We start from the raw sequence: 23,141 nt of genomic DNA on the forward strand, positions 1-23,141 counted from the left end.
CACCGATCGTGGCGCTGTCGAGGACGTCGATCTTCATCGTTGCTCCGATGGGCGCTGCGGGCCTGGAGGATGGTTTCCCGGCAGGCGCGCCCGGCTCGGGTCGGGGCGCGCCGCGCGCCCGGCGGCGTCTCCCGCCGCGTCCGGCGACCTTCCGGACGCCACGGGCTCGCTGTCGGCGCGCTCGCGCTCGGCCCGATCCGCGCCCGCGCGCTCGGCGTGCCGCGCGGAGAGCCTCGGCCCGAGCTTCCGGAGGACCAGGACCCTCACGCCGCTCAGGAGGAACATCCAGACGATGGCGTAGCCCCAGAGCCCGAGCGCCAGCCACCAGGGGATGGGCGCGACGAGCCATCCGAAGATCGCGACCAGCGTCCCGAGGATCTGGGTCGACTCGAGGGCGACGAGGAGCTTCCAGCTCGGCCACGGGCGCCGCCAGAACCAGTCCCGGACGCGGGTGACGTAGACGGTCATGTGTCCCGCGACCAGCAGCTTCAGGAAGAGGACCGTCTGGAGCTCCTCGACCGGGAGCCGGAGGTAGCTCAGGGCAAACCACAGGAGCAGGGACGACGCCAGCACGCCGGTCAAGCCGAGGAGGGAGGCGTCGGCGAGCACCCACCGCATGTTCCATCGCACCGGCTCGGCCGAGCTCCGCGTGTTGTCCATCGCGATGGTCATGATCGGGATGTCGTTGAGGATCGCGAGCAGGGCCACCATGATCGCGGTCACGGGGTAGATCCCCAGCAGCACGATCGTGCCCGCGACGAAGAGCACCATCCGGGTCGTCTCCGCGATGCGGAACGTCGCGTAGCTCCGCATCCGCTCGAAGATGCGACGCGCCTCCTCGATCGCGCCGATGATGACGCCCAGGCCGGGCTCGGTGAGCACGATGTCCGAGGCCGCGCGGGCGGCATCCGTGGCCGAGGAGACGGCGAGGCCGACATCCGCCTTCTTGAGCGCCGGGGCATCGTTCACGCCGTCTCCGGTCATGGCGACGATCTGCCCCTCGCGCTGGAAGCGCTCGACGATGTTGTACTTGTCCTCGGGGGTCACCTCGGAGAAGCCATCGGCCGACATCGCTCGCTCGACCTGGCGCGGGTCGTCGGATCGCAGCCAGTCGCCCGCCTCCACGATGTTCTGGCCGAGGCCTACCCGGGACGCGACCTGTCGCGCGATCGCCTGGTGATCGCCGGTCAGCAAGCGGACATCCACGCCGTGCGCCTTCGCGTCCTCGACGACGCGGGCCGAGTCCTCCCGCGGCGGATCCAGGAGCGAGAGCAGCCCCAGATAGCGCCACGTACCGCCGTCCTGGCGCGCAACGCCGAGCGCTCGGAACCCGGCAGCGCCGAGCCTGTCGACCTCGCTGCGCACCGCGTCGCGCAGCGGCTCCTTGGCCTCGCACAGCCTCAGCAGCACCTGCGGAGCGCCCTTCGCCACCCGGAAGGAGTCGCCACCCCGGGTGACCTGCGCCCCGGCGTACTTGCGCGTGGAGTCGAACGGCCTGAAGCTCCGGATCTCGAAGGGAGCGAGCCGCTGCACGTCCACGGCCGCGAGGATCGCGGCGTCGATCGGGTCCCGCTCCTCGCTCCGATCCGATGCCAGCGCGGCCGCGAGCACGAGCTCATCCCGGTCCCTGGCCTCGACGACCACGGGTTCCTGAAGCTCGAGCTGGTTGAGCGTCAACGTACCCGTCTTGTCCGAGAGGAGGATCTCGACCCCGGCGAGCTCCTCCATGGCCGCGAGCCGCGAGACGATCGCCTTCTGCGCGGCGAGTCGCCGGGCTCCCACGGCCATCGTGACCGAGAGCACCGCGGGCAGGGCCACGGGGATCCCGGCGACCGTCAGGATGAGCGCGAAGAGCAGGACATCCATCCAGCCCTGCGCCCGCATGAGCTCGATCGAGACGACGGTGAGCACCAGGACGGCGGTCGCCGCCATGAGGAAATAGCCGATGCGGAGGACCGCCTTCTGGAAGTGGGAGCGCTCCTGAACTCCCGCGACGAGCTCGACGGTCCGCCCGAACCGCGTGTTGCGGCCCGTCCCGAGGACGAGCGCCCGCGCCTCGCCGCTCTTGACGGCGGTGCCCGTGTAGACCGCGTCTCCAGGGCGCTTGTCGACGGGAAGCGACTCGCCCGTGAGGGCAGACTCATCGATCGAGAGCTCGTCGCCGACCAGCTTCCCGTCCGCTGGCACGACGTCGCCGCGCCGCAAGACGAGGATGTCTCCCGGGACGAGCTCCCGGGCGTCGATCGTCCGACGCTCCCCGCCGCGCAGCGCGCGCGCCCTCGGGGCGAGGGTGTTCTTGAGGGCCTCGATGGCCTCCGCGGCGCGGCTCTCGTGCCACCAGCCCACCCCGCCGTTGACGAGCAGCATGACCAGGACGATGCAGAGCTCCTCCCACCGCGCTCCGATGCCGGAGAGCACGCTCGCCGCCTCCAGCATCCAGGGGATCGGGCCCCAGAAGTACGACAGGAGCTTCAGGAGCGGACGCTTCTTCTCCTCCTCGATGACGTTGGGGCCGTACTCCTCGAGCCGGCGCTTCGCTTCATCGGCGCTCAGGCCACGCCGAGCGTCAGAGCGCAGCTCTGAGAGCGCATCGTCGAGGCTCGCATCGTCGAGGGCACGCATGTGTCACGTCGCTCCCCTGCAGACCCTTCAGCCTGCGGTGCAAGAAGGGGGCCGCAGCGATGCCCGCTGGAAGCGAGCCATCACGGCAGCCAGCCCGCCAGCCCTTCGGGATCCCGCCGCGCGCGCTCGGCGTGCCCCACGCGGCCGCCAAGGAGGGTGGATCACCGCCGGCGGGAGTCACCCCACGGCGCGCCGCGCCTGGGCGCCCTGCCCGCGCGCGGCAGGCCCCATGGCCGCCGACAGGTTGCGCGCCGCGTTCACCAGCGCGACGTGCGAGAGCGCCTGCGGGAAGTTCCCGAGGAGCCTCTTTTCACGCGGATGGTACTCCTCGGACAGGAGGCCGACGTCGTTCTTCAGCGCGAGCAGCCGCTCGAAGAGGGCGCGCGCCGCCTCGACCCGACCGCTCATCGCGAGGGCGTCCACCATCCAGAAGCTGCACGCGAGGAACACCCCTTCCCCGGCGGGGAGGCCGTCGCGGGCGGCATCGCCGCGGTACCGGAGGATGAGGCCGTCCTCCGACAGGTCGCGCTGGATCGCCCGTAGGGTGCCGGTGACTCGCGGGTCGTCCGCTGGCAAGAAGCCCACGAGCGGGATCCTGAGCAGGCTCGCGTCGAGCGCGTCGCCGCCATAGGTCTGGGTGAAGGTGTTGCGCGCCGGATCGAACCCCTTCTCGCAAACCTCCCGGTGGATCTCGTCCCTGATCTCCCGCCAGCGATCCAGAGGGCCATCCTGACCAAAGCGCTCGATCGTGCGCACCCCGCGATCGAAGGCCACCCAGGACATCACCTTCGAGTGCGTGAAGTGCTGCCGCGGTCCTCGCACCTCCCAGATGCCGCTGTCCGGCTCCTGCCAGGTCTTCTCGAGGAAATGGAGGAGCGCCCGCTGGAGATGCCAGGTCTCCTCCTCGATGGCCATCCGGTCCTCGCGCGCCTGATAGATGCAGTTCATCACCTCGCCGAAGACGTCGAGCTGCAACTGGCCTGCTGCCGCGTTGCCGATCCGGACCGGCGCGGAGCCCTCGTAGCCGGGGAGCCACGGCAGCTCGATCTCGGACAGCCTGCGTTCCCCCGACGCTCCGTACATGATCTGCAGCTGCGAAGGGTGCCCGGCCACCGCCCGCAACAGCCAGCCACACCACGACGCCGCGGCCTCGCGAAAGCCGGAGCCCAGGAGCGCGAGCAGGGTGAAGGTCGCGTCCCGCAGCCAGCAGTAGCGGTAGTCCCAGTTCCGCACGCCGCCGAGGCGCTCCGGGAGGGAGGTCGTCGGCGCGGCGATGATACCGCCGGTCGGGAGGAAGGTGAGCGCCCTCAACGTGATGAGCGAGCGCATCACGTCCTCTCGCCAGTCGCCCTCGTAGGTGCATTGTGCGCACCAGCCCCGCCACCAGGCGTCCGCATCGTCGAGCGCCCGGAGCGCATCGACGCTCCGGGCCGGCGCCTCGATCGAGGGGTGCCAGCCCAGCACGAGGGAGGCCTTCTGCCCCTCGGCGACCGTGAACTCGGCCGAGACCGTCGCGTCCTCGACGGTGAGCGGGACATCGGTGAACAGCGACAGGGCGTCCGGGCCTGCCAGGGCGGTGACGCCTCCCGGCATCCGCTGGACCCACGGCAATACCGCACCGTAGCCGAAACGGATGCGGAGATCCATCGCCATGGCCACAGCGCCCTTCACGCACTCGACCACGCGCACGAGGTGCGGCGTGCGCGAGCCCGGCGGCATGAAGTCGATCACACGGACCACGCCGCGCTCGGTCGCGAAGGTCGTCTCCAGGACCAGGCCATCCTGCCGGTAACACCGGCGCGCCGCGCGCGTCGCGTCGCAGGGCGCGAGCTGCCAGCGGCCGTGCCGCTCGTCGCCGAGCAGCGCGGCGAAGCAGGCGTCGGAGTCGAACCGCGGCATGCATGCCCAGTCGACCGACCCGTCCCGTCCCACCAGCGCGGCGCACCGGGCGTCGCCGATGAACGCGTAGTCCTCGATGCGTCCTGCCATGCTCCGAGACACCTAAGCTGCCGTCGCCTGGCTCGCCAGCGTGGACCGCGCACGGGGCTGCTCGTCCTGCCCTGCCCCGGTCACGCAGTCACGCCGTCGGCGCGCAGCCGAGCTCGGCGATGTCAGGCGCGACGTGCGCGAGGTGCAGGTGCGTTCACGGTGATGCCGGGCCGGCGTCTCCGCTCGCACCTGCGCCCAGCGTGCGGCGGTGCGTCAACCTGCCGAGCAGCTGGAGGGCGCTCACGCAGCTGTCGGTCGAGTTCTGGCCCGACCGGAAGGAGTCCGGGAGGCCGAAATTGAACCCGATGTAGAGCGCGATGAAGGAGGGGCGCAGGTGCGCGGGGATGTGCAGCGCCTCGCCGAGCGGGGCCGCGAACAGGGCGAGCTCGCCCGGCACGCCGGGCACGACATACCCGAGCAGGAACACGATCGGCACCACGAGCGTGAGCTCGAGCAGCGAGATCTGATGACCGACCACGCGGGCGGCGGCGCCCGCCATGACGAACGCGCAGATCAACGTGCCATTGACGTTGAGCCAGCCGCCGAGGCCCACCACGAAGAGCCTGAGCTCCCGCGGCACCGCCGGGTAACATTTGCGGACGAGGTGCAGGTTGAGCGGCGTCGCCAGCGCCTCGCTGCACGAGGCCCACAGCAGCGGATAGACCTTGAGCCAGTAGTCGACGAAATAGTCGCGCAGCGAGAACCCCGGGAGGGCGGCCCTCATCCTCAGCAGGCTCGCCGCATGGAAGCCGAGGCAGGCGGCGCCGACGATCCCGGACACGAGCAGGTAGGAGACCTTGAGGCCACCGGCGCTGCCGGCGCCGGCGCCGAGCGAGAGCGACCCCATCGAGGCGCGCGCGAGGGGGTCTCCGTGCGTCTGCGTGGCGAGCTGCGCAGGCAGACTCCGGAGGTAGACGCCGAGCCCGAACATGAAGGGCGGGACCAGGCACTGCACGGCGCCTCCCGCGCTCTCCAGGGCATCCGCGGCGCGCTCCAGCGAGCGGGCGACCCGAGGCGCACGCACCGCCGCGAACGACGTCACGATGCCGGCGTAGAGGGCGACGAAGCACGGACTCGAGAGGACCAGGCCCGAGGCGCTGTAGAGGGTGCGCGCGGCCTCGAACGGCGCGCCCGTGGTGTGGCTGGGGAGCAGCGGGAGCCCGAACGCGAGCCAGGTGACGACGACCCCGAACAGGCACGCGGCCAGACGCTTGAGGGCGAGCCAGCCCATGACGTACGCGAGCAGCCGACCCGGGCGCCCTTGCCGGTGCAGGCTCACGAACGTCGGCACGAGGACGACGAAGATCACGGCCGGCGCCAGGGTGGTGTACCAGCGCATGAGGCCGTCCATGGCGCGGGTCGACCACCGCGCGACGCCGGTGTCTCGGCCGGACACGAGCAGGCCGAGCGCGAGAGCGAGGAGCGTCGCGACGGGCAGCAAGCTCCTGAGTCGCTCCCGCAATCGACCTGAGCGGGCTGGGTCAGCCATCGGAGCGAGGAGCGCCATGTCTCCCCCCCAGGGAATGCCGCGCGCGCGCCGCTGTTCGTGACGGAGCCCCGGAGATCCATGGACACCCGGACAACGCCGCAGACGAACACGCCGATCGATCGGTTGTCACGTCCGCGCTCGCGTGGTGAAGAGGGACGTGATGGAGTCCAGGATATCCTGGATCGACAGGGCAGGAGGCGGCTTGTCCGGGTTGTCGAGGGCCCTATCCACGTAATGCCCGAGGTACTCCGTCGTGACGAACGCCGTGAACGCGTTCGTCACCGCGCCGGCCAGCGGGATCAGCCCCAGCGTCATGGTGAGCATGAGCCGAAGGGCGCCGCCGCCCCAGATGATCTGGTGGACCTGGGACCACGCCGCCTTCGAGAGGGACGCGCCTCGCTCCTTCGCGAGCGACGCCGTGAGCAGGTACTGGATGGGAATGACGAACAGCTGGTCCGAACCCGGGATCGGCTGGACGATGAAGCTGATGCCGGCAGCGCCAGCCGAGAATGCGTGCGTGGCGAGCCGTGCCCCTAGATCCATGGAGGAAGCTTAATGCCCGCTCGGCCGCCGGGGAGTGGCTCGCGCCGCTCGTCCGGGCGCGGGTCGAGGGAGCGATGTCCCGCGTCTCCCGCTTTCCATGGAACGCCGCGCGATCCATCCTCACATCTTCTCGTTGATGCCTTTCCGGAGGAGCACCAGTTCACCGGGTAGCTGGTCGCGAAGCCGAGGAGAAGACGTCAGCGGTGGCTGCTCGGCTCCCGTAGCGCCGGTATGCGCGCCAGCGGGCGCCTGATGGCGTGTCGCTGCGAGGCAGCGCGCGTACTCCTCGAGCGCGATCGAGTCGTGCAGCCGGACCCCATGGCTGCTCAGCTTGGCCAGCGCGCGCGACACCCCGCGCGGCGCCACGCTGACCAGGCGGCCGATCTGCGCCAGCGCCCATAGCTCGAACCGGCTGCCCGGGACCAGGCGCCTGGCGGCGTTCAGCGCGAATACCCGGCTGCGGCGCACGTAGTCGTCCAGCTTGCGCTCGCAGGCCTGGAACGCGCGCGCGTGGTCGCCGCCGGCCGCTGCCAGCTCGCCGGCGAGGATGTAGGCGCCCACCACCGCGAGGCTGGTGCTGCCGCCGACCGCCGGCCCCGGCGAATAGCCGGCGTCACCGGTCAGGGTGACGCGCCCGCGTGACCACGAGTCCATGCGCAGCTGCGTGATCGAGTCGAAGTAGAACGCCGGGGTCCGATCGAGCTCGGCCATCAGCCGCGGCACCTCCCAGCCGGCTCCGGCGAACGCCTCGCGCAGCAATTGCTTCTGCCGCGCGACGTCTCGGTGGTGGACATCGAGCTCGCGCGGGCTGCGGAACAGGAACACCGCGCGCGCGTCGTCGATCGTATGCGAGCCGTAGATCGCCGCCATCCGCCCGACACCGCCCAGCACGATCGCGTGGTCGTGCAGCTGCAAATCGTTGGGGATCGAGATCACCGCGAGGTAGGCGCCGATGAAGCGGGCGAACTGCCGTTCCTCGCCGAACACGAGCCGCCGCACATTCGAGTGCAGACCGTCGGCGCCGATCACCAGGTCGAAGCGCCGCGGCGCGCCGCGCTCGAACGTCACGTCGACACCGGCCTCGTCCTCGGCGAGCGAGGCGATCGAGTCGCCGAACACGTACTCGACGTCGTCCCGGGTCGCGTCGTGGAAGATCTCGCTGAGATCGTCGCGCATGATCTCGACGTGGCGGTCGGACACCGCGTGCATCAACCGGCCGACGTCGATGTCGACCTGCCCTTGCGCCCCCTCGCGCAGCAGCGTCATGCGCTCGGTGCCTGTCTTCTTGGCCTCGACCCGCGCCAGCACGCCCATGCGCTCGACGATGTTCATCGCCGGCCGAAACAGGTCGACCGCGTGGCCGCCCGTCTTGCGCAGCGTCGGCGCGCGCTCCACCACCGTGGGCCGAAACCCGTGCCGCTTGAGCCAGTAGGCCAGCACCGGACCGGCGATGCTGGCGCCCGAAATGAGGATCTCCATGAGCCCCTCCTTACTTACCGATAGGTAAGCATGCGGCCCGACCCTGCACAAGGCTTACCGAACGGTAAGTAAGCGGCTACGCTCCGCGGGTGCCCCGAGCCCGGCCCTCCGACACCAAGGCGCGAATCCAGGCGGTGGCGCGCGAGCTGTTCGCGCGCCAGGGGGTCCAGCGGACCAGCCTGCGCGAGATCGCCGATCACCTCGGCATCACCAAGCCCGCGCTCTACTACCACTTCGACTCGCGCGAATCGCTGGTCGCCAGCATCGTCGAGCCGCTGCTCGCGGACATTGACGCGTTCGTCGCCGAGCGCGAGGGCGGCCCGCAGCCTGACCCGCGCGTCCTGCTCGCCGACTACTTCGATCTCCTGCACCGCCACCGCGACACCCTCACGATGGTGGTCCGCGACCTGGCCACGCTCGCCTACCTCGACCTGGGCATGCGCATGATCGAGTGGCGCCGCCGCCTGATGCGCCTTCTCATCGGCCCGCGCCCCTCCCTCGCCGCCCGCGCCCGCGCCGTGGTCGCCATCGGCGGCCTCTCCGACTGCGTCATCGAGTTCACCGACGTGCCGATGGAGAAGGTCAAGTCGCTCGCCGTCGAGGCCGCCCTCGCCGCGCTCGCGCCGACGTCCTGAATCGCGTACCCACGCCTTACTGCCGTAAGGCTCGGCGCCCTTCGACCGGCGCCCCCGAGACAACGTGAGCGCCGGCGGGGGGCTGTGCGCGGCGGCGCGCGGGTGGGCGCGGCGAGCACCGAACGAGGTGCCATAAGCTCTCAGGGGGCTCTGCGTCTCAGGCGCGCCTTGTGTGGCGCGCGACGAAACGTCTCAGAAGGCATGGCCCGAAGTGAGACATGCCGGGCGGTGGCCCCTGCGCAAGCTCCCCCGCCCCAGTCTTGGCGGATGGCCGAGCGCCCACCCGCGCGCCGCCGCGCACAGCCCCCCGCCGGCGCGGCGGCTCGGCTCAGCCCTTCTCCGTTACGCGGCCGCCGCCGGCTCGCCCACCGCCGCCCCCGCCGCGCCACCCGCCCCCGCGGCATCGATAGGCGCCTCCTCCAGCGCCGCCGCGATCACCTGGCTCATGTCCTCGACGAAGATGAGCTCCAGCTCGGCCCGCACCTCCTTCGGGATCTCCTCGGCGTCACGCGCGTTCTTCTGCGGCAGGACGACCCGCTTGATCCCGGCGCGGTGCGCCGCGAGCACCTTGGACTTGATCCCGCCGACCGGCAGCACCCGCCCGCGCAGCGTGCACTCGCCCGTCATCGCCGTGTCCGAGCGCACCCGCCGCGCGGAGAGGAGCGACGTCAGCGCCGTGAACATCGTCACGCCCGCGGACGGCCCGTCCTTGGGCACGCCGCCCGCAGGGACGTGGATGTGCAGGTCCTCCGCCTCGAGCTTCGCCGTATCGACGCCGAGCTCGATGGCGTGGCTGCGCACGTAGGTGAGCGCCGCCTTCGCCGACTCCTTCATCACGTCGCCGAGCTGACCCGTGATCTCGACCCTCCCCTTCCCCGGCATCCGCGACGTCTCGATGAACAGGATGTCCCCGCCCACCGGCGTCCAGGCGAGCCCGGTCGCGACGCCGGCGACGCTCGTCCGCTCCGCCACGTCGCTGAAGAACCGGACCTTGCCAAGGTACGTCCCGAGATCGCTCGCCTCGACCACCACGCGCGGCGCCTTGCCGTCCGCCGCGCGGGCGATCTCCAGCGCGACCGCCCGGCAGAGCTTCTTGATCTCGCGGCCGAGCTGCCGCACCCCGGCCTCCCGCGTGTAGTCGCGCACGATCGCCGCGAGCGCCTCGTCCGTGATCGACAGCGACCCCGGGTCGATCGCGTGCTCCTTGAGCTGCTTCGGGACGAGGTGCGACCGCGCGATCGCGATCTTCTCGTCCGGCGTGTAGCCGGCCAGCTCGATGACCTCGAGCCGGTCCCGGAGCGGCGCCGAGAGCGCGCCGAGATCGTTCACCGTGCAGAGGAAGACGACCTCCGACAGATCGAACGGGAGCTCCAGGTAGTGGTCGACGAACGTCCGGTTCTGCTCCGGATCGAGCACCTCCAGCAGCGCCGCCTCGGGCGAGCCCCGCCACCCGGCGCCGAGCTTGTCGACCTCGTCGAGGAGCACGATCGGGTTCTTCACCTTGGCCTTCTTCAGCGCGTGCACGATCCGGCCGGGCAGCGCGCCGACGTACGTCCTCCGGTGGCCGCGCAGCTCCGCCTCGTCATGCACGCCGCCGAGCGAGATGCGCACGAACGGGCGGCCCGTGGCGTCGGCGATCGACTGGCCGAGCGAGGTCTTGCCCACGCCGGGCGGGCCCGCGAAGCACAGGATCGTCGCGCGCGCCTTCCCGGTCAGCTTGAGCACCGCCATGTGCTCCAGGATGCGGCGCTTCACGTCGTCGAGGCCGCGGTGATCCTCGTCGAGCTTCGCCTTCACCGCGTCGAGGTCGTCCTTCACCTCCGCCCTCGCGCTCCACGGCAGGTCCGCGATCCACTCGAGGTACGTGCGGATCACGTTGTGCTCCGCGCTCTGCGGGCCGACCGACTCGAGCCGGCGGAGCTCCCGATCGGCGACGGCGCGCGCCTCCTCGGGGAGCCCGGCCTCGTCGAGGCGCCGCCGGAGGGCCGACAGCTCGTCCTCGCCCTCCTCGCCGCCCGCGAGCTCCTTCTGGATGGCCCGGAGCTGCTCGCGGAGGATCACCTCGCGCTGGCCCTTGCCGAGCTCGCGGCGCACGTCGCCGTCGATCTTCTTCTTCAGGTCCGCCAGCGCGGACGCCTCGGCGAGCAGGCCGGCGACCCGCTGGAGCCGCGGCACCACGCGGAGCTCGGAGAGCACCTCCATCTCCTTCTCGGTGGGCAGGCCGAGCGCGCCGGCGACCTGATCCGCGAAGACGCCCGGCTCCGCCCGGCTCGAGGCGGCGATCTCGGCGAGGTTGGTGCCCGTCTTCGGGCCGACCTCGCGGGCGCGCTCGCGCAGCGACGCCGCGAGCAGGCGCGCCTCCTCGGCGTCGCCGAGGAACTCGGGCGCGAGGGTGCCCTCGGCCCGCCACGTCGGCTCGGTCTCGACCAGGGCCGAGAGCGCGAAGCGATCGAGCCCCTCGATCACAAGCCGGTAGCCGTTCGAGACGCGCGAGATGTCGACGACCCGCGCGAACGTGCCGATGTCGTGGAGGTCCTCGCGCCGCGGATCCTCGCGCTTCGGATCGCGCTGCGCGATGACGCCGATCACGTCGCCGGCGTGGACGGCGTTGAGCAGCGCCACCGAGCGGGGGCGCCCCACCGGGAGCGTGAGCACGGTGCCGGGAAAGAGGACGCCGGTGCGGAGCGGGAGCAGGGGAAAGGGAGAACGAGGCGCGCTGGCGCCGCTGCGAAGCTGGCTCATGCGAACTCCTGTGGCAGCGGTCGGCTCGCGCCATCCCTGCCGGATCGGTCGAAGGTCAGGTGGACTGCGTGGACAGCGCGCTGCGCCTCCGCCCGTCAGGGCAGCGCAGCGCGCGGATGGGCTCACGTAGACCGCCGCGAGCAACCGCTCGGGCGAGCTCCATGAATCGATGAACGAAAAGTAAATTCGTTCACGCATCCGTCAACCCGCCCCCCCGGCGAGCGCGACGGCCGGATCAGAACGCCTGTACGCCGAGCACGAGGCCGGGCCAGGCGCGCTTGGTGGTGGTGGCGTCGGAGCCGAGGGGGGTGCTGCCGTAGGGGCTCAGGCGGGCGTCCGCCGGGGTGTCGCCGAACGAGACGTTGAAGCTGGGGCCCCCGAAGATCGCGAGCTCCGGGAAGAGGCGGAAGCCGAGGAGCGCGCGCGCCTGCGCGATCGTGGCCGCGGACTCGAGCGTCGAGGGCTCGTGGAGCGTGTACCCGAGCACGTCGAGGTCGATATAGGCGCGCTGGTGGATGGAGAAGCGGCCGCCGAGGCCGAGCGCGGAGACCAGGAGAGGGCGATTGCCGATCGTGCGAAGGCCGATCCCGTAAATGTTGTGGAAGTGTTCGCTCCCGTGCTTGACGCCGGCCACCACGATGCCGGACTCGAGCCCCCAGACGTCCACGTGCAGGCGGCCCTTGCGGATGAAGTTGAACAACCCGAGCGAGAACGGCGAGTCGTCGGCGTAGTTGACGAGGCCGATCTGCGCGCCCCCCACCTTGCCGGTGGCGATGTTGAGGAGCCCGATCTGCACGTCCGCCGACTCGCCCGCGGCCACGTTGGTCAGGCCGGCCTGCAGGTCGGCGGACCCGCCGGCGGCGACGTTCACCAGGCTGAGCTGCACGTCCGTCGCCTCGCCCACGGCGACGTTGGCCATGCCGATCTGGACGTCGGTCGCCTTGCTCACCGCGACGTTGGCCACGCCGATCTGAAGATCCATCGACGCTCCCACGGCGAGGTTGGCCATGCCCACCTGGGCTCCGTCGACCTGGCCGGCGGCGTTGAGCACGCCGACCTGCGCGCCCGCGACCTGGCCGGCGGCGGCGTTGATCGCGCCGATCTGCGCGCCCCGGAGCGAGCCGACGACGTTGACGCCGCTCGTGACCTGCACGCCGCGCGCCGGACCGAGCACAAGGTTGGCCACGGTCGAGAGCTGGGCGCCGCACAGGAACGACGAGGAGATGCTGGCGCCCGCGCTGAGCTCGATGCCCGTGGTGCCCGCCGTGTATCCGGCGACGAGGTTCAGCGAGTAGTGGCGGACCACGTTCGTGCCGGTGGAGGTCGAGGAGCCGACGAGGGGGAGGACGTCGGCGCCGAAGAGGACGCTCGTCGCGCCGGGGGACGCGCACGGAGGCGGCTCCGGTGGCGCGGCGGCGGGGCGCGCGGCCTTCGCGGGGCGCGCGGCGCGGGGAGATGGCGCCGGCCTGCCGGCGGCGGGCGGCGCGGGGGCCGCCGCGGGCGCTGGCTGCGCCGCGGCCGGCGCCTGGGGCGGGCGCTTGCCGAGCGCCGCGGCGAGCTCCGCGGCCTCGTCCCGGACGAGGTTGCCCGCGAGCAAGGCGATCGCCTCGGCGGCGCGATCGGGATCCTCGGGGACGTCGATGGTGCGCTCGATGCGGCGGCCGTCCGAGGCGCGGTACGTCAGCGTGACGCGGCCGTCGGGCTCGCCGCGAAGGACCAGCGTGGAGCGCCCGGTGATCGCCGCGGGGGCGAGCGTCACGCCGCCGCCGAGCTCGCGCGCGACGGCCGCGCTCACCGCGTCGGGATCGAGCGTCCATGGCGCGCCGTCGATGACGAGATCGACGCCGGCGGCGCTCGGCTCCTCGGCGAGGACACCCGCGGGAGGCGCAGAGATCGCGGCGAACGCGGCCGCCGCCGCGAGGGCGCGCAGCAGGACGCCCGCGCGGAGGCGCGCGGCGACCCCCAGGGAACGGCGCGGCGCGCCCCTCGGAGCCGCGGGGAGAGGAGCGGTGTCGGGTGTGTTCATCGACCGTGCTGTGCCCGCTCGCCGCGCGTTCGTTCACGCGCCGCTGCGGTCACTCGTCCGCGCCGCTGAGCGCCTCGATCAGCGAGCGCGACTCGTCCTTTCGGTAGCCGCCGAAGGCGCCCTGCGCGAACGGATCGAGCGCCCGCCGCGCCTCGTCCTTGCGGCCGAGGCGAACGAGGCAGAGGGCGCGGTTGTACTGGGCTTCCACCGCGAAGCGGCCGCGCGGGGCGGCGGCCAGGTACGCGTTCCACGCGTCGAGCGCGGCCGCCGGGTTGCGCTCGACGAAGTGCGCGCGGTGCGCCGCCTGATAGAGCGCGTCCGCGTCGGGGCCGGCCGGCGGACGCTGGATGGCCTGCGGATCGCCCGCGGCCGGCCGCGGCGCGGTCGGCAGGCGCGCGGCGCTCGGCGAGACGGCCGCGACCGGGCGCGAGGCCGACCGGACCGGCGCGACCGCCAGCACCGGCGCGCGAGGCGGCGCAGGGGCGATCGGGGGCTCCGCGATCGGCGCAGGCAGCGGCGGCGGCTCCGGCGCGACCGCCTCCGCGCTCGCCTCGGCGTCGGGCGGCGCAGGCGCCTCGGCCTCCGGCGGCGCGGGCGCCTCGGCCGCGTGCCGCGGCCCGGACAGCGCGCGCTGCGGCGGGGGCGCGGGCGGCATGGTGGGCGCCTCGGAGACGCGCAGCCCGAGCCGCGACGCGAGGTCGTCCCAGCCGCCGGGGAACCAGCGCGCGGCCGAGGCCCACGCGACCGATCCGACGAGCACGGCGGCCAGCGGGACCACCACGCGGACCATCGCGAGGCGGCGGGCCCGCTGGGCCTTCAGGCTCCTCATCACGCGGGCGCGCGTCTCGTCGCGGCGGGCGCGCGACGCGTCTGCCTCCGCGCGCAGCGCGCGCGCGGCGTCGCGGAGCACGTCGTCCTTCTCGTTCACGGCGCCCTCTCTTCCAGCAGCGTCCGGAGCTTCTGCTTGGCGTGGAACAGCCGCGTGCGCACGGTGGCCTCGGGCACGCCCATGATCTCGGAGGCCTCTCGCGCGCTGCGCTCCTCGACCTCGCAGAGCACGAACGCCACGCGCTGCGCCGTCGGCAGCGCGTCGAGGGCGCGGTTCAGGGCCTGGGCGAGCGCGGCGCGGCCGGCTTCCCGCTCGGGGCTCGACGCGTGCTCCTCGTCCGGCTCCAGGGCGAGCCGCGCCATGGCGGCGCGGCGCCGCGCCGCCGCGCGGAGGTGGTGGCGGGCGTGGTTGACCGCGATCGCGATGAGGAACGTCTTGAGCGACGAGCCGCCGCGGAACCGCTGCGCGGCCTGCGGCAGGCTGAGAAAGACGTCGTGGGCCAGGTCCTCGGCGGACGCGTCGTCGCCGGTGAGGCGGCGGGCGAACCCGCGCACCGCGCCGTAGTGCTTGTCGTACGCCTCGCCGACCGCCGCGGCGTCCCCGCGCCGCAGCCGCTCGACGAGCTCCTCCTCCGCGTCCTGCGCGCGCTCGGCGCCGCGGGAGAAGAAGAACGGCATGAGGAGCGCCATGGTCTTCATCGGGCGCCACCTCTCCCCGGCGCGCGGGGGCTCGACGTCGCCGGACGGCTGTGCCCCCGGAAAACCCGCTGCTCGATCCGTCCCATCTCGGTCCATCCCTGCGCCATCATCGTTACACCCGAACGCGCTCGGCGGCGTTGCCCGTTTGCCATCAACAAGCGTCGGAGAGCCCGGGTCGACGTGAGGCACACCCCGTCGTGCCCGGCGTGGAAGAGAGCGTTCATGGTCGGCGCGTCGGTTTCGTGCCCGGAGGGGTCGGGAACGTTCAACGCCGGTGGGCAAAATCGACCACCGGGGGTCCGGGCGGCTGAAATCGAGGGCCAGGGAGCGCGATCAGCCGCCGGGGTCCACCCCGCCGCCCGGGAGCTCCGGACCGGCGGCCGTCGAGATCGTGCGCAGGCGCACGACCCATTGAACGGAGCGCATGGGAGCGGGCACGCAGCTCCGAGTGGGCAGAGGGCGCCGCGCCGACGAGCCGCGCCGCTGCCCTGGATCCATCGCTGATCAGGAGTGAGGATATATGAACATGCGCACGGCCTTCGAGTGGGGTCTCGGTCTCTCTTTGTCCGTCTTCTCGATGACGACGGTCGGTTGTTACATCGAGACCGGCGAGGACTGCGACTGGGACGATGACTGTATCGACGCGCCCGACGCTCCCGACTTCGAGCGCCCGGATCCGGACGAGGACACCGAGGAACCCGACGGTGAGGACGGTGCGAGCAGCAGCGGCGGCGAGAGCAGCGCGAGCAGCGGCGGCGAGAGCAGCGCGAGCGGCGGCGGCGAGAGCTCACCAGGAACCCCCGGCGCCTGCGAGGCGTCTTGCGACTGCCCGAGCGGCGACGTGTGCGTCGAGGGGACCTGCAAGACGCCGTGCGCGGCCTCGTGCGAGTGCGCCGAGGGCGAGTCGTGCGAGGGTGGCTATTGCGCGCCCCCGCCGGAGCCGGCCATCTCCTGCGAGGTGGACTGCGATTGCCCGAGCGGCAGCGAGTGCGTCGAGGGCGCCTGCACCTGAGTCGCGGGGCGCTCCCCGGGCGCGCGGAGCCCTGATCTCGAAGCGCGCCCCCTCGTGCGTCTCGTGGAGTTCCGCGCTCTCATCCCCACAGCCCGACTCTCGATCGCCGAACTGGTGAATTCCGCGAAGCGGGGCAAGGAGCGCGGCGGGGGAGCCCTGGCTCACCGCGACGGGATGAGCCGCTCGAGCCGGGAAATGTACCCCGGCAGCTCCGCCGCCAGCGCTCCGGGCAGCGCCCGGTCCGCCTCGAACAACATCGCCAGGTTGCCGTAAAGCGCCGCGTCCGCGAGGCTCGGGGCCTCGCCGAACAGGAACGGCGATCGCTTCAGCGTCCGGACCGTCGGCGCGAGCAGGGTCTTCGCGCGCTCGAGCAGCGCCGGGGTATCGCGCTCCCACTGCTCGATACAGCCAGCGCCGAACTTGCGCTCCTTGATCAGCGTGTACAGGGCGCGCTGACCCGGCCGCTCCCAGGCGTCGCGGATGCGCGGCGACGCGATCCGAAACAGCACGTCCTCCAGCGGTCCGTCGCAGAAGTCCGCGTAGGCCCAGACCGGGCCCTCGAGGACGTCGAGCGTCAAGCGCCGGGCGGCAGGGTCCTCGAGCAGGAGCTCGCAGATCCGCCGCGACTCGACAGTCACCCGGCCGTCGTCGCCGACCAGCACCGGAACGTAGATATAGCCGCCGGTCACGCGGGCCAGCTCGTCGCGATCGTCGTACGGAACCTCGACCAGCTCGTACGGGCGACCCAGGAGGTCGAGCAGCATCTGAACTTTGCGGGCGAAGGGGCTGTATCGGAGTCGGTAGAGCTTCATGAATCCCGGGATACCGCGGCGCGCCTGGACGAGCGAACGAATGTTTTCCATGGTACATGAGAAATTCTCATGACCAGCCCCGCCCCGGGGGATCACCCTCCGCCGCTGCCGTCGCTCACCGCCCTGCAGGCGTTCGAGGCCGCGGCGCGCCATTCGAGCGTCACCCGCGCGGCGCGCGAGCTGGGCGTGACCCAGGCCGCCGTCAGCCACCAGATCCGCGCCCTCGAGGACGCCCTGGAGACGGCGCTGTTCCGGCGCTCGCCGCACGGCATCAGCCTGACGGAGGACGGCGAGCGCTGGGCCGCGGAGCTGGGCGTCGTGTTCGCCAGGCTGCGCGAGGCGAACGCCCGCCTGCGGCGGCCCGCCGCGGACGCGCGGCCCGCCGTGTCGGTCAGCGTCACGCCGTCGTTCGGGGCGCGCTGGCTCGTGCCGCGGCTCGGGCAGTTCCTTGTGAGCCACCCGGAGGTCGACGTGCGCATCTCCGCCACCGAGCGCCTCGTCGATCTCGCGAGAGAGCCGGTGGACATCGGCATCCGTTATGGCCTCGGCAGCTACCCGGGCCTCTTGACCGTCAAGCTGGCGGACGACGCCCTGATCGTGGCCGCCGCGCCGAGCGTCGCGAGCAAGCGCGCGCGCTGGCGCGTCGAGGACCTGAGCCACGAGGCGTTGCTCGGGGACGACCACCCCGACGCCTGGGGCCGCTGGTTTCGCGAGCGCTCGCGCCGCCTGCCGGCCCGGGTGCGCCAGAGCCAGCTCACCGACTCGTCGATGCTTGTGGACGCGGCGGTGCGCGGTCAGGGGGTGGCGCTCGCGCGCTGGTCGCTCGCGGCCGCAGAGCTCGAGCTCGGCCGCCTGGTGCTGCTCTTTCCCAGGCTCCCGGCGCTGCCGACGGGCCTCGCTTACTACCTCGTGAGCACGCGCGCGAGCCTGCGGCGCAAGCCGGTGGCCGCCTTCAGGGACTGGGTCGTCTCCGAGGCCGCGAGCCTGCGCAGGCCCGGCGGCTGACGGCGCGGCGTCAGCCCCCCGGCTCGCGGGCGGGCCCGCGGCCGACGAGGCCGTAAAGGACGATCCGGTGGACCGCGGACAGCATCGCCTCGACCTCTTCGCGGGAGCCCTGGAACAGCCACGGAGGAGCGAAGCTCGCATAGGCGCGCAGGAGGGCGCGCGCGGTGAGCTCGGGGTCGGCGGCGTCGAGCTCGCCGGCGGCGGCCCCGCGCGCGACGAGATCGCGGAGGAGCGCGCGCTCCTCGTCGAGGAAGCGGGCGTGGGCGGCCTTCACGGCGCGGCTCTGGCAATGCACGAGATCGCACGCGTGCGCGCCCGAGCCGGCGAGCTCCAGGAAAGCGCGCGCGCGGGCGTCGAACACCGCCCGCAGCCGGTCGCAAAAGGGCGCGTCGTCCCCGGCCGCGGCGGCGCGCATCGCGGCCATGACGGCGCGGTGCTCGCCCTGGGAGAGCTCCTCGACGATGGCGTCCTTCGAGGCGAACTCCAGGTACACGGCGCCGACCGCGATCTCGGCCTCGCGCGCGATATCGGCGACGGTTGTCTTGGCAGGCCCGTACCGGCGGAGGAGCCGCTCTGTCGCCTCGAGGATCCGCTGGCGCCGCTCAGTAGCGCCGCCGGGGTAACCGTGCTCCATGAGGTGAGCGATGTTCTCCCGGATTCACGGCCGGGGGAAGCGTCCTGGCGGGCGGCCGGCGGGGACCACGAGGCCGCCACGAGGCGCGGGCACGGGCGGGGCCGCGCGCTGGCCGCTGGCGATGGCGCACGAACCCGACGGCGCGCGGGCCGCGCCGGCGCGACGGGGCCCAGCCCCGAGATTGATCGCCGTACGCCCGGCGGCTATCGTGGGCTGGCTTTGCACCGGATTTTCCGCGAAGATCGCGCAGTTCAGGGGATCCGCGGTCCGGCGTGCGAGGGGACCGAGCCATGACGAGCACCGCGCCGACACAGGACGAAGCCGAAGGGCTGGTGCGACCGGGGCAGGTCATCGCCGAGAAGTACCGCGTCGAGCGGGTGATCGGCGCCGGCGGGATGGGCGTCGTCGTCGCCGCGACCCACCTCCAGCTCGAGGAGCGGGTCGCGATCAAGCTGCTCCTGCCCGAGGCGGCGAAGTCGCGCACGCTCGCGGAGCGCTTCGTGCGCGAGGCGCGCGCCGCGGTGAAGGTCAAGAGCGAGCACGTGGCGCGCGTGACCGACGTCGGGACGCTCGACTCCGGCACGCCGTACATGGTGATGGAGTACCTGTCGGGCAGCGACCTCGCCGACGCGCTCCGCGCGGGCGGGCCGATGACCCCGCAGGCGGCCGTCGAGTACGTCCTCCAGGCCTGCGAGGCGCTCGCCGAGGCGCACGCCGCGGGCATCATCCACCGCGACCTCAAGCCGGCGAACCTGTTCCTCACGCGGCGCGCGGACAGCTCCCCGTGCGTGAAGGTGCTCGACTTCGGGATCTCGAAGGTGGCGACCGGCGGCTCCGACCCGCGCATCACCGACACGAAGGCCATCATGGGGTCGCCGCTCTACATGTCGCCGGAGCAGCTCAAGTCCTCGCGCGACGTCGACGCGCGCTCCGACATCTGGTCGCTCGGCGTCATCCTGTTCGAGCTGCTCACCGGCGCGCCGCCGTTCGACGGCGCGACGATGCCGCAGCTCTGCGTGGCGATCATGCAGGGGATCCCGAGCCCCCTCGCCGCGTTCCGCTCCGACGTGCCCCCGGCGCTCGAGGCGGTGATCCGCAGGTGCCTGGAGAAGCTGCCGGAGCAGCGGTTCCGCCACGTCGGGGAGCTGGCCGAGGCGCTCGCGCCGTTCGCGACCGGGCGGGCCCGGCTCTCCGTCGACCGGATCAGCGGGATCTCGCGGAGCTCGGGGCCCCCGCGGCCGGAGCTCCCTTCGGCGAGCGGGGTGACCACCTCGCCGACCGTGGTGAACACGTCGCTGAACACCTCGCCGACGTGGGGCGGGACGGTCGTGCCGCGGAAGCGGCCGGTGGGGCTCGCCGTCGCGGCCGGCGCCTTCGTGTCGCTGATCGCCGCGCTCGCGGTCTTCGCGTTCCTGACGTCCCGCTCGCGCGGCGACGGCGCGGCGACCGAGCCGACCGCCAGCGCCTCGGCGGCGCGGTCGCCGGACGCCGCGGCACAGCCGCCGACCGCGCCCGCGTCGCTCTCGCCGACCGTCACGCCCGGCGGCGCCGAGGCCCCCGCGCCGGTGGACGACCGCACGGCGGCGCCGGGCCCGGCCGAGATCGCCCCTGCGCCCCCCGCGGCGCCGGCCAGCGGCAAGCCCGCGGCGCCGCGCCGGCCGGGCGCCGCACCGCGACCCCCGGCCGCCACGCAGGTCACGCAGGCTCCGGCCACCCGGCCGCCCGCCGCCCCGCCCGGCGGCAACCTGTTCGACGATCGCAAGTGAGGACACCACCATGACGAGCCTGCCCGTGAAGCACCTCGGGCGCCTGCTGGCGCTCGCGATGTTCCTTGCCGCCCTCCTCTCGGGCGGCCGCGACGCGAGGGCCGACACGGCGGCCGCGCAGGCCCTGTTCGACGCGGCCAAGCAGCTGATGGCCCAGGGCAAATACGCCGACGCGTGCCCCAAGCTCGAGGAGAGCCAGCGGCTCGACCCGGGGATCGGCACGCAGTTCAACCTCGCGGCCTGCTACGAGCAGCTCGGCCGGACGGCGAGCGCCTGGTCGATGTTCCTCGAGGTGGCCGGCGCGTCGAGGGCCGCCGGCCAGCTGGAGCGCGAGAAGGTCGCGCGGCAGCGCGCCGCCGCGCTCGAGCCGCGGCTCATCCGGCTGACGATCACGGCGCCGGCCGACTCCCCGGCCGACCTCCAGGTGAAGCGCGACGGCGCCCTCGTGGGGCGCGCGCAGTGGGGCACGCCGGTGCCCGTGGATCCCGGGAAGCACACGGTCGAGGCCTCCGCCGCCGGCCGAGCGCCGTTCGCGAGATCCATGGAGCTCACCCGGGCGGGCGCCTCGGAGACGCTGGCCATCCCGCCGCTGCCCGCGGGCGCGCCGGCGCGCGACGCCGCGCTCCCGCCGAGCGGCCCCGCCGCGCCTGCGGGCGCCGCCGTGCTCCCGCCGAGCGGCCCCGCCGCGCCGCGAGCGAGCGGCGCCCCGTTCGCGCCGGTCGCCGCGCACGCGCCGGCGCCCCCGGCCGCGCCGCTGACGAAGCGCCGCAGCAAGGGGATGATGGTCACCGGCATCGTCCTGACGAGCCTCGGCACCATCGCCCTCCTGGGAGGGGGCCTTGTGATCGCCTCCACCCCCTCGTGCTCCGGCGACGGCTGCGAGTACGACTCCAGCGACCCGTTCGCCGACGACGCGGGCTACGAGGAGGACGGCTCGGAAGGCGCCGGGGTCGGGCTCGTCGTCGGCGGGCTCGTCCTCGCCGGCGTCGGCATCCCGCTCGCCATCATCGGCGGCCGCAAGGTGCCGGTGCAGCCCGAGAAGCAGGCTGCCTCCACGCCGGCGCCGCCGCCCGAGCTCGTCATCGGCCCGCGCTACGCCGGGCTCCGCTGGTCCATGTGAGCGCCGGCGCGGCGCTGCGCCGGCCCGGCGCGCGCGGCGGTGCGCCGCCGCGGCGCGCGGCGAGGGGGCCGTGAGCGCTCATTCCGGATCGATCCGGTACACGGCGCCGCCGAGATCGACGACGTAGACCTCGCCGGCGCCGTCCTGCCCGAAGCTGGCGATGCTGAAGCCGAACGATCCGAGGTCGTCCGTTCGGTCGACGGGCGCGGAGGCCACCCCGGCCTCGTAGGTGAGCGTCCATACCCTGCCGCTGCAGTAATCGCCGTAGAAGTAGCTCCCCCGGAGCCACGGGATCTCGCTGCCCCGGTAGACGTAGCCGCCGGTGACCGAGCAATCCTCGATGACCCGCCCGGCGTGGCCGTACTCGACGGCAGGGAGCGTGATGGTCCCCTCGAGATCGCAGCTCTCCGCGGGGATGAAGCAGTGCGCGCCCTCCATCCGGCGCCAGCCGTAGTTCTTCCGTCCCTGCCCGGCCGGCTCGATGTTGATCTCTTCCCAGAGGCGCTGACCGACGTCCGCGATGTAGAGATCGCCCGTGCACGCGTCGAAGCTGAAGCGGTACGGGTTCCGCAAGCCATAGTCCCAGATCTCGGGCAGGACGCCTTCGCCCGTCATGTTCCCTTCCGGGATGCTGTACGGGTGTGTCGAGACGTCGAGGCGAAGGATCTTCCCGAGCAGGGTCGTGAGCGCCTGGCCATTGCCGATGTCCGCATGGTTGGGGCCGGCGTCGTTGTTGTCCCCGCCGTCGCCGAGCCCGAGATAGAGGAAGCCGTCGATCGGGCTGAACTCGAGCGAACCGCCGTTGTGGTTTCGATGCAGATCCACGACCTCGAGGGTCGTGGCCACCGGGTCTGGACTGGCCACGTCCGGTCGCTCTCCCCGCGCGAACTCGACCACGCGCGCGTTGCCGCCCGTCGCCTTGTCCGTGTAGTGGACGAAGAAGCGACCTGTGTCCTCGTAATCGGGGTGGAAGGCGAGCCCGAGCAGGCCGCGCTCGCCGTTGTCATTGAACAGGACGCGATCCCGGATATCGAGAAACACCTTGGGCTCCGCCGCTCCATCGTCGAGGACGAGGATCTGGCCAGGCTGCGTCAGGATGAAGAGCCGCGTGGGGTCGCCCGGCGCGGATTTCACGAGGAGCGGGTGATCGAGGCCGGAGACGAGCGTTGTGAGCTTCAGCGCGCCCTCGTCCTCGCTCGGCGGCGCGCAGCTGAATCCCGCCGCGGGCTCACCGCCGCCGCTGCCGCCAGCCCCGCCGCCGCCAGCGGCGCTGCCGCCAGCCCCGCTGCCGCCAGCCCCGCTCGCGCCAGTCCCGCCGCCAGTGACGCAGCCGCCCACCCCGCTGCCGCCAGCCCCGCTCGCGCCAGCCCCGCTGCCGCCACCCCCACTCGCGCCCGCTCCGCCGGCCGCGGCCGACGAGGCCCCGCTGGTCGTGCCAGACGGCAGCGGAGAGATCGACTCCTCGCGCGCCGAGCAGGCGATGAACGCGAGCTCGGCCGCCAGAGAAAGCGCGATGATCGGAAGGGGCGACAGGGCTGAGCTCGACGGCCTCATGGCTTGACGATATCGTAGACCGAAGCCCAGGGCGGCGAAGATCCGGTGTTGGAGGCGCCCGCGCGCCCCGCCCGCCGCGCGCGCACGCCGGACGGCGCCGCTGCGGCCCCCCCTGACGCGCCTGTGCCGGCGTTCGGGGCGTGGCGAGATCGCGAAACGAGCCCCGCGATCCACGCATCGATATCG

17 protein-coding genes are annotated in these 23,141 nt (G+C 72.8%); 5 read left to right on the forward strand and 12 right to left on the reverse strand.

The window, feature by feature from the left end; genetic code table 11:
- Window positions 1-33: 33 nt before the first annotated feature.
- The 5 genes from WMF45_RS25145 to WMF45_RS25165 all read right to left on the reverse strand — a co-directional run bounded on the left by WMF45_RS25145 (window position 34) and on the right by WMF45_RS25165 (window position 8,122).
- On the reverse strand, window positions 34-2,622 hold the full coding sequence (locus WMF45_RS25145) for a plasma-membrane proton-efflux P-type ATPase (protein WP_437719356.1): 2,589 nt from the start codon (window positions 2,620-2,622) through the stop codon (window positions 34-36).
- Window positions 2,623-2,799: 177 nt separating this feature from the next.
- Entirely contained in the window at window positions 2,800-4,611 is a 1,812-nt protein-coding gene (locus WMF45_RS25150) for a glycoside hydrolase family 15 protein (protein ID WP_437719357.1), read from the reverse strand.
- A gap of 154 nt (window positions 4,612-4,765) precedes the next feature.
- Window positions 4,766-6,052: a cation:dicarboxylate symporter family transporter gene (locus tag WMF45_RS25155; protein WP_437719358.1), complete on the reverse strand. Its 1,287-nt coding sequence runs from the start codon at window positions 6,050-6,052 to the stop codon at window positions 4,766-4,768.
- Between the two features lie 174 nt (window positions 6,053-6,226).
- Window positions 6,227-6,643: a hypothetical protein gene (locus WMF45_RS25160; RefSeq protein WP_437322554.1), complete on the reverse strand. Its 417-nt coding sequence runs from the start codon at window positions 6,641-6,643 to the stop codon at window positions 6,227-6,229.
- Between the two features lie 120 nt (window positions 6,644-6,763).
- Window positions 6,764-8,122, reverse strand: a complete 1,359-nt coding sequence (locus tag WMF45_RS25165) for an FAD-dependent monooxygenase (RefSeq protein ID WP_437719359.1) — start codon at window positions 8,120-8,122, stop codon at window positions 6,764-6,766.
- An 89-nt stretch (window positions 8,123-8,211) separates the two neighbouring features.
- Between WMF45_RS25165 and WMF45_RS25170 the strand changes: the two genes are divergently transcribed.
- Window positions 8,212-8,757, forward strand: coding sequence for a TetR/AcrR family transcriptional regulator (locus WMF45_RS25170; RefSeq protein ID WP_437719360.1), 546 nt, complete (start codon window positions 8,212-8,214; stop codon window positions 8,755-8,757).
- Between the two features lie 342 nt (window positions 8,758-9,099).
- Here WMF45_RS25170 and lon read toward each other — a convergent pair whose 3' ends face one another.
- The 4 genes from lon to WMF45_RS25190 form a co-directional block, all read right to left on the reverse strand.
- Complete coding sequence (gene lon / locus WMF45_RS25175) at window positions 9,100-11,499, reverse strand: endopeptidase La (protein WP_437719361.1); 2,400 nt, start codon at window positions 11,497-11,499, stop codon at window positions 9,100-9,102.
- Window positions 11,500-11,734: 235 nt separating this feature from the next.
- On the reverse strand, window positions 11,735-13,525 hold the full coding sequence (locus WMF45_RS25180) for an LA_2272 family surface repeat-containing protein (RefSeq protein WP_437719362.1): 1,791 nt from the start codon (window positions 13,523-13,525) through the stop codon (window positions 11,735-11,737).
- A 49-nt stretch (window positions 13,526-13,574) separates the two neighbouring features.
- Window positions 13,575-14,453 (reverse strand): tetratricopeptide repeat protein, encoded by an 879-nt coding sequence (locus WMF45_RS25185; RefSeq protein WP_437719363.1) that lies wholly within the window; start codon window positions 14,451-14,453, stop codon window positions 13,575-13,577.
- Window positions 14,450-15,052: an RNA polymerase sigma factor gene (locus WMF45_RS25190; RefSeq protein ID WP_437719364.1), complete on the reverse strand. Its 603-nt coding sequence runs from the start codon at window positions 15,050-15,052 to the stop codon at window positions 14,450-14,452. The genes WMF45_RS25185 and WMF45_RS25190 overlap by 4 nt, the downstream gene beginning before the upstream one ends.
- Before the next feature lie 520 nt (window positions 15,053-15,572).
- Between WMF45_RS25190 and WMF45_RS25195 the strand changes: the two genes are divergently transcribed.
- The gene (locus WMF45_RS25195; RefSeq protein ID WP_437719365.1) at window positions 15,573-16,064 is read left to right on the forward strand and encodes a hypothetical protein; all 492 of its coding nucleotides are present in this window, start codon (window positions 15,573-15,575) and stop codon (window positions 16,062-16,064) included.
- Between the two features lie 161 nt (window positions 16,065-16,225).
- On the opposite strand, the gene WMF45_RS25200 is transcribed toward WMF45_RS25195, so the two are convergent.
- The gene (locus WMF45_RS25200; protein ID WP_437719366.1) at window positions 16,226-16,927 is read right to left on the reverse strand and encodes a glutathione S-transferase family protein; all 702 of its coding nucleotides are present in this window, start codon (window positions 16,925-16,927) and stop codon (window positions 16,226-16,228) included.
- Between the two features lie 18 nt (window positions 16,928-16,945).
- Here WMF45_RS25200 and gcvA point away from each other — a divergent pair, with 18 nt between their 5' ends.
- Window positions 16,946-17,881: a transcriptional regulator GcvA gene (gene gcvA, locus WMF45_RS25205; protein ID WP_437719367.1), complete on the forward strand. Its 936-nt coding sequence runs from the start codon at window positions 16,946-16,948 to the stop codon at window positions 17,879-17,881.
- Between the two features lie 10 nt (window positions 17,882-17,891).
- On the opposite strand, the gene WMF45_RS25210 is transcribed toward gcvA, so the two are convergent.
- Window positions 17,892-18,515 carry a TetR/AcrR family transcriptional regulator gene (locus WMF45_RS25210; protein WP_437719368.1) on the reverse strand — a complete coding sequence of 208 codons (624 nt, stop codon included), beginning with the start codon at window positions 18,513-18,515 and terminating at the stop codon, window positions 17,892-17,894.
- A 290-nt stretch (window positions 18,516-18,805) separates the two neighbouring features.
- Between WMF45_RS25210 and WMF45_RS25215 the strand changes: the two genes are divergently transcribed.
- Window positions 18,806-20,281: a serine/threonine-protein kinase gene (locus WMF45_RS25215; protein ID WP_437719369.1), complete on the forward strand. Its 1,476-nt coding sequence runs from the start codon at window positions 18,806-18,808 to the stop codon at window positions 20,279-20,281.
- A gap of 10 nt (window positions 20,282-20,291) precedes the next feature.
- Entirely contained in the window at window positions 20,292-21,401 is a 1,110-nt protein-coding gene (locus WMF45_RS25220) for a hypothetical protein (RefSeq protein WP_437719370.1), read from the forward strand.
- Between the two features lie 78 nt (window positions 21,402-21,479).
- On the opposite strand, the gene WMF45_RS25225 is transcribed toward WMF45_RS25220, so the two are convergent.
- Window positions 21,480-22,955, reverse strand: coding sequence for a PQQ-dependent sugar dehydrogenase (locus tag WMF45_RS25225; RefSeq protein ID WP_437719371.1), 1,476 nt, complete (start codon window positions 22,953-22,955; stop codon window positions 21,480-21,482).
- Window positions 22,956-23,141 lie beyond the last annotated feature (186 nt).

The organism is Sorangium sp. So ce448 (genome assembly GCF_051520915.1).
GTDB classification, from domain to species: Bacteria; Myxococcota_A; Polyangia; order Polyangiales; family Polyangiaceae; genus Sorangium; species Sorangium cellulosum_B.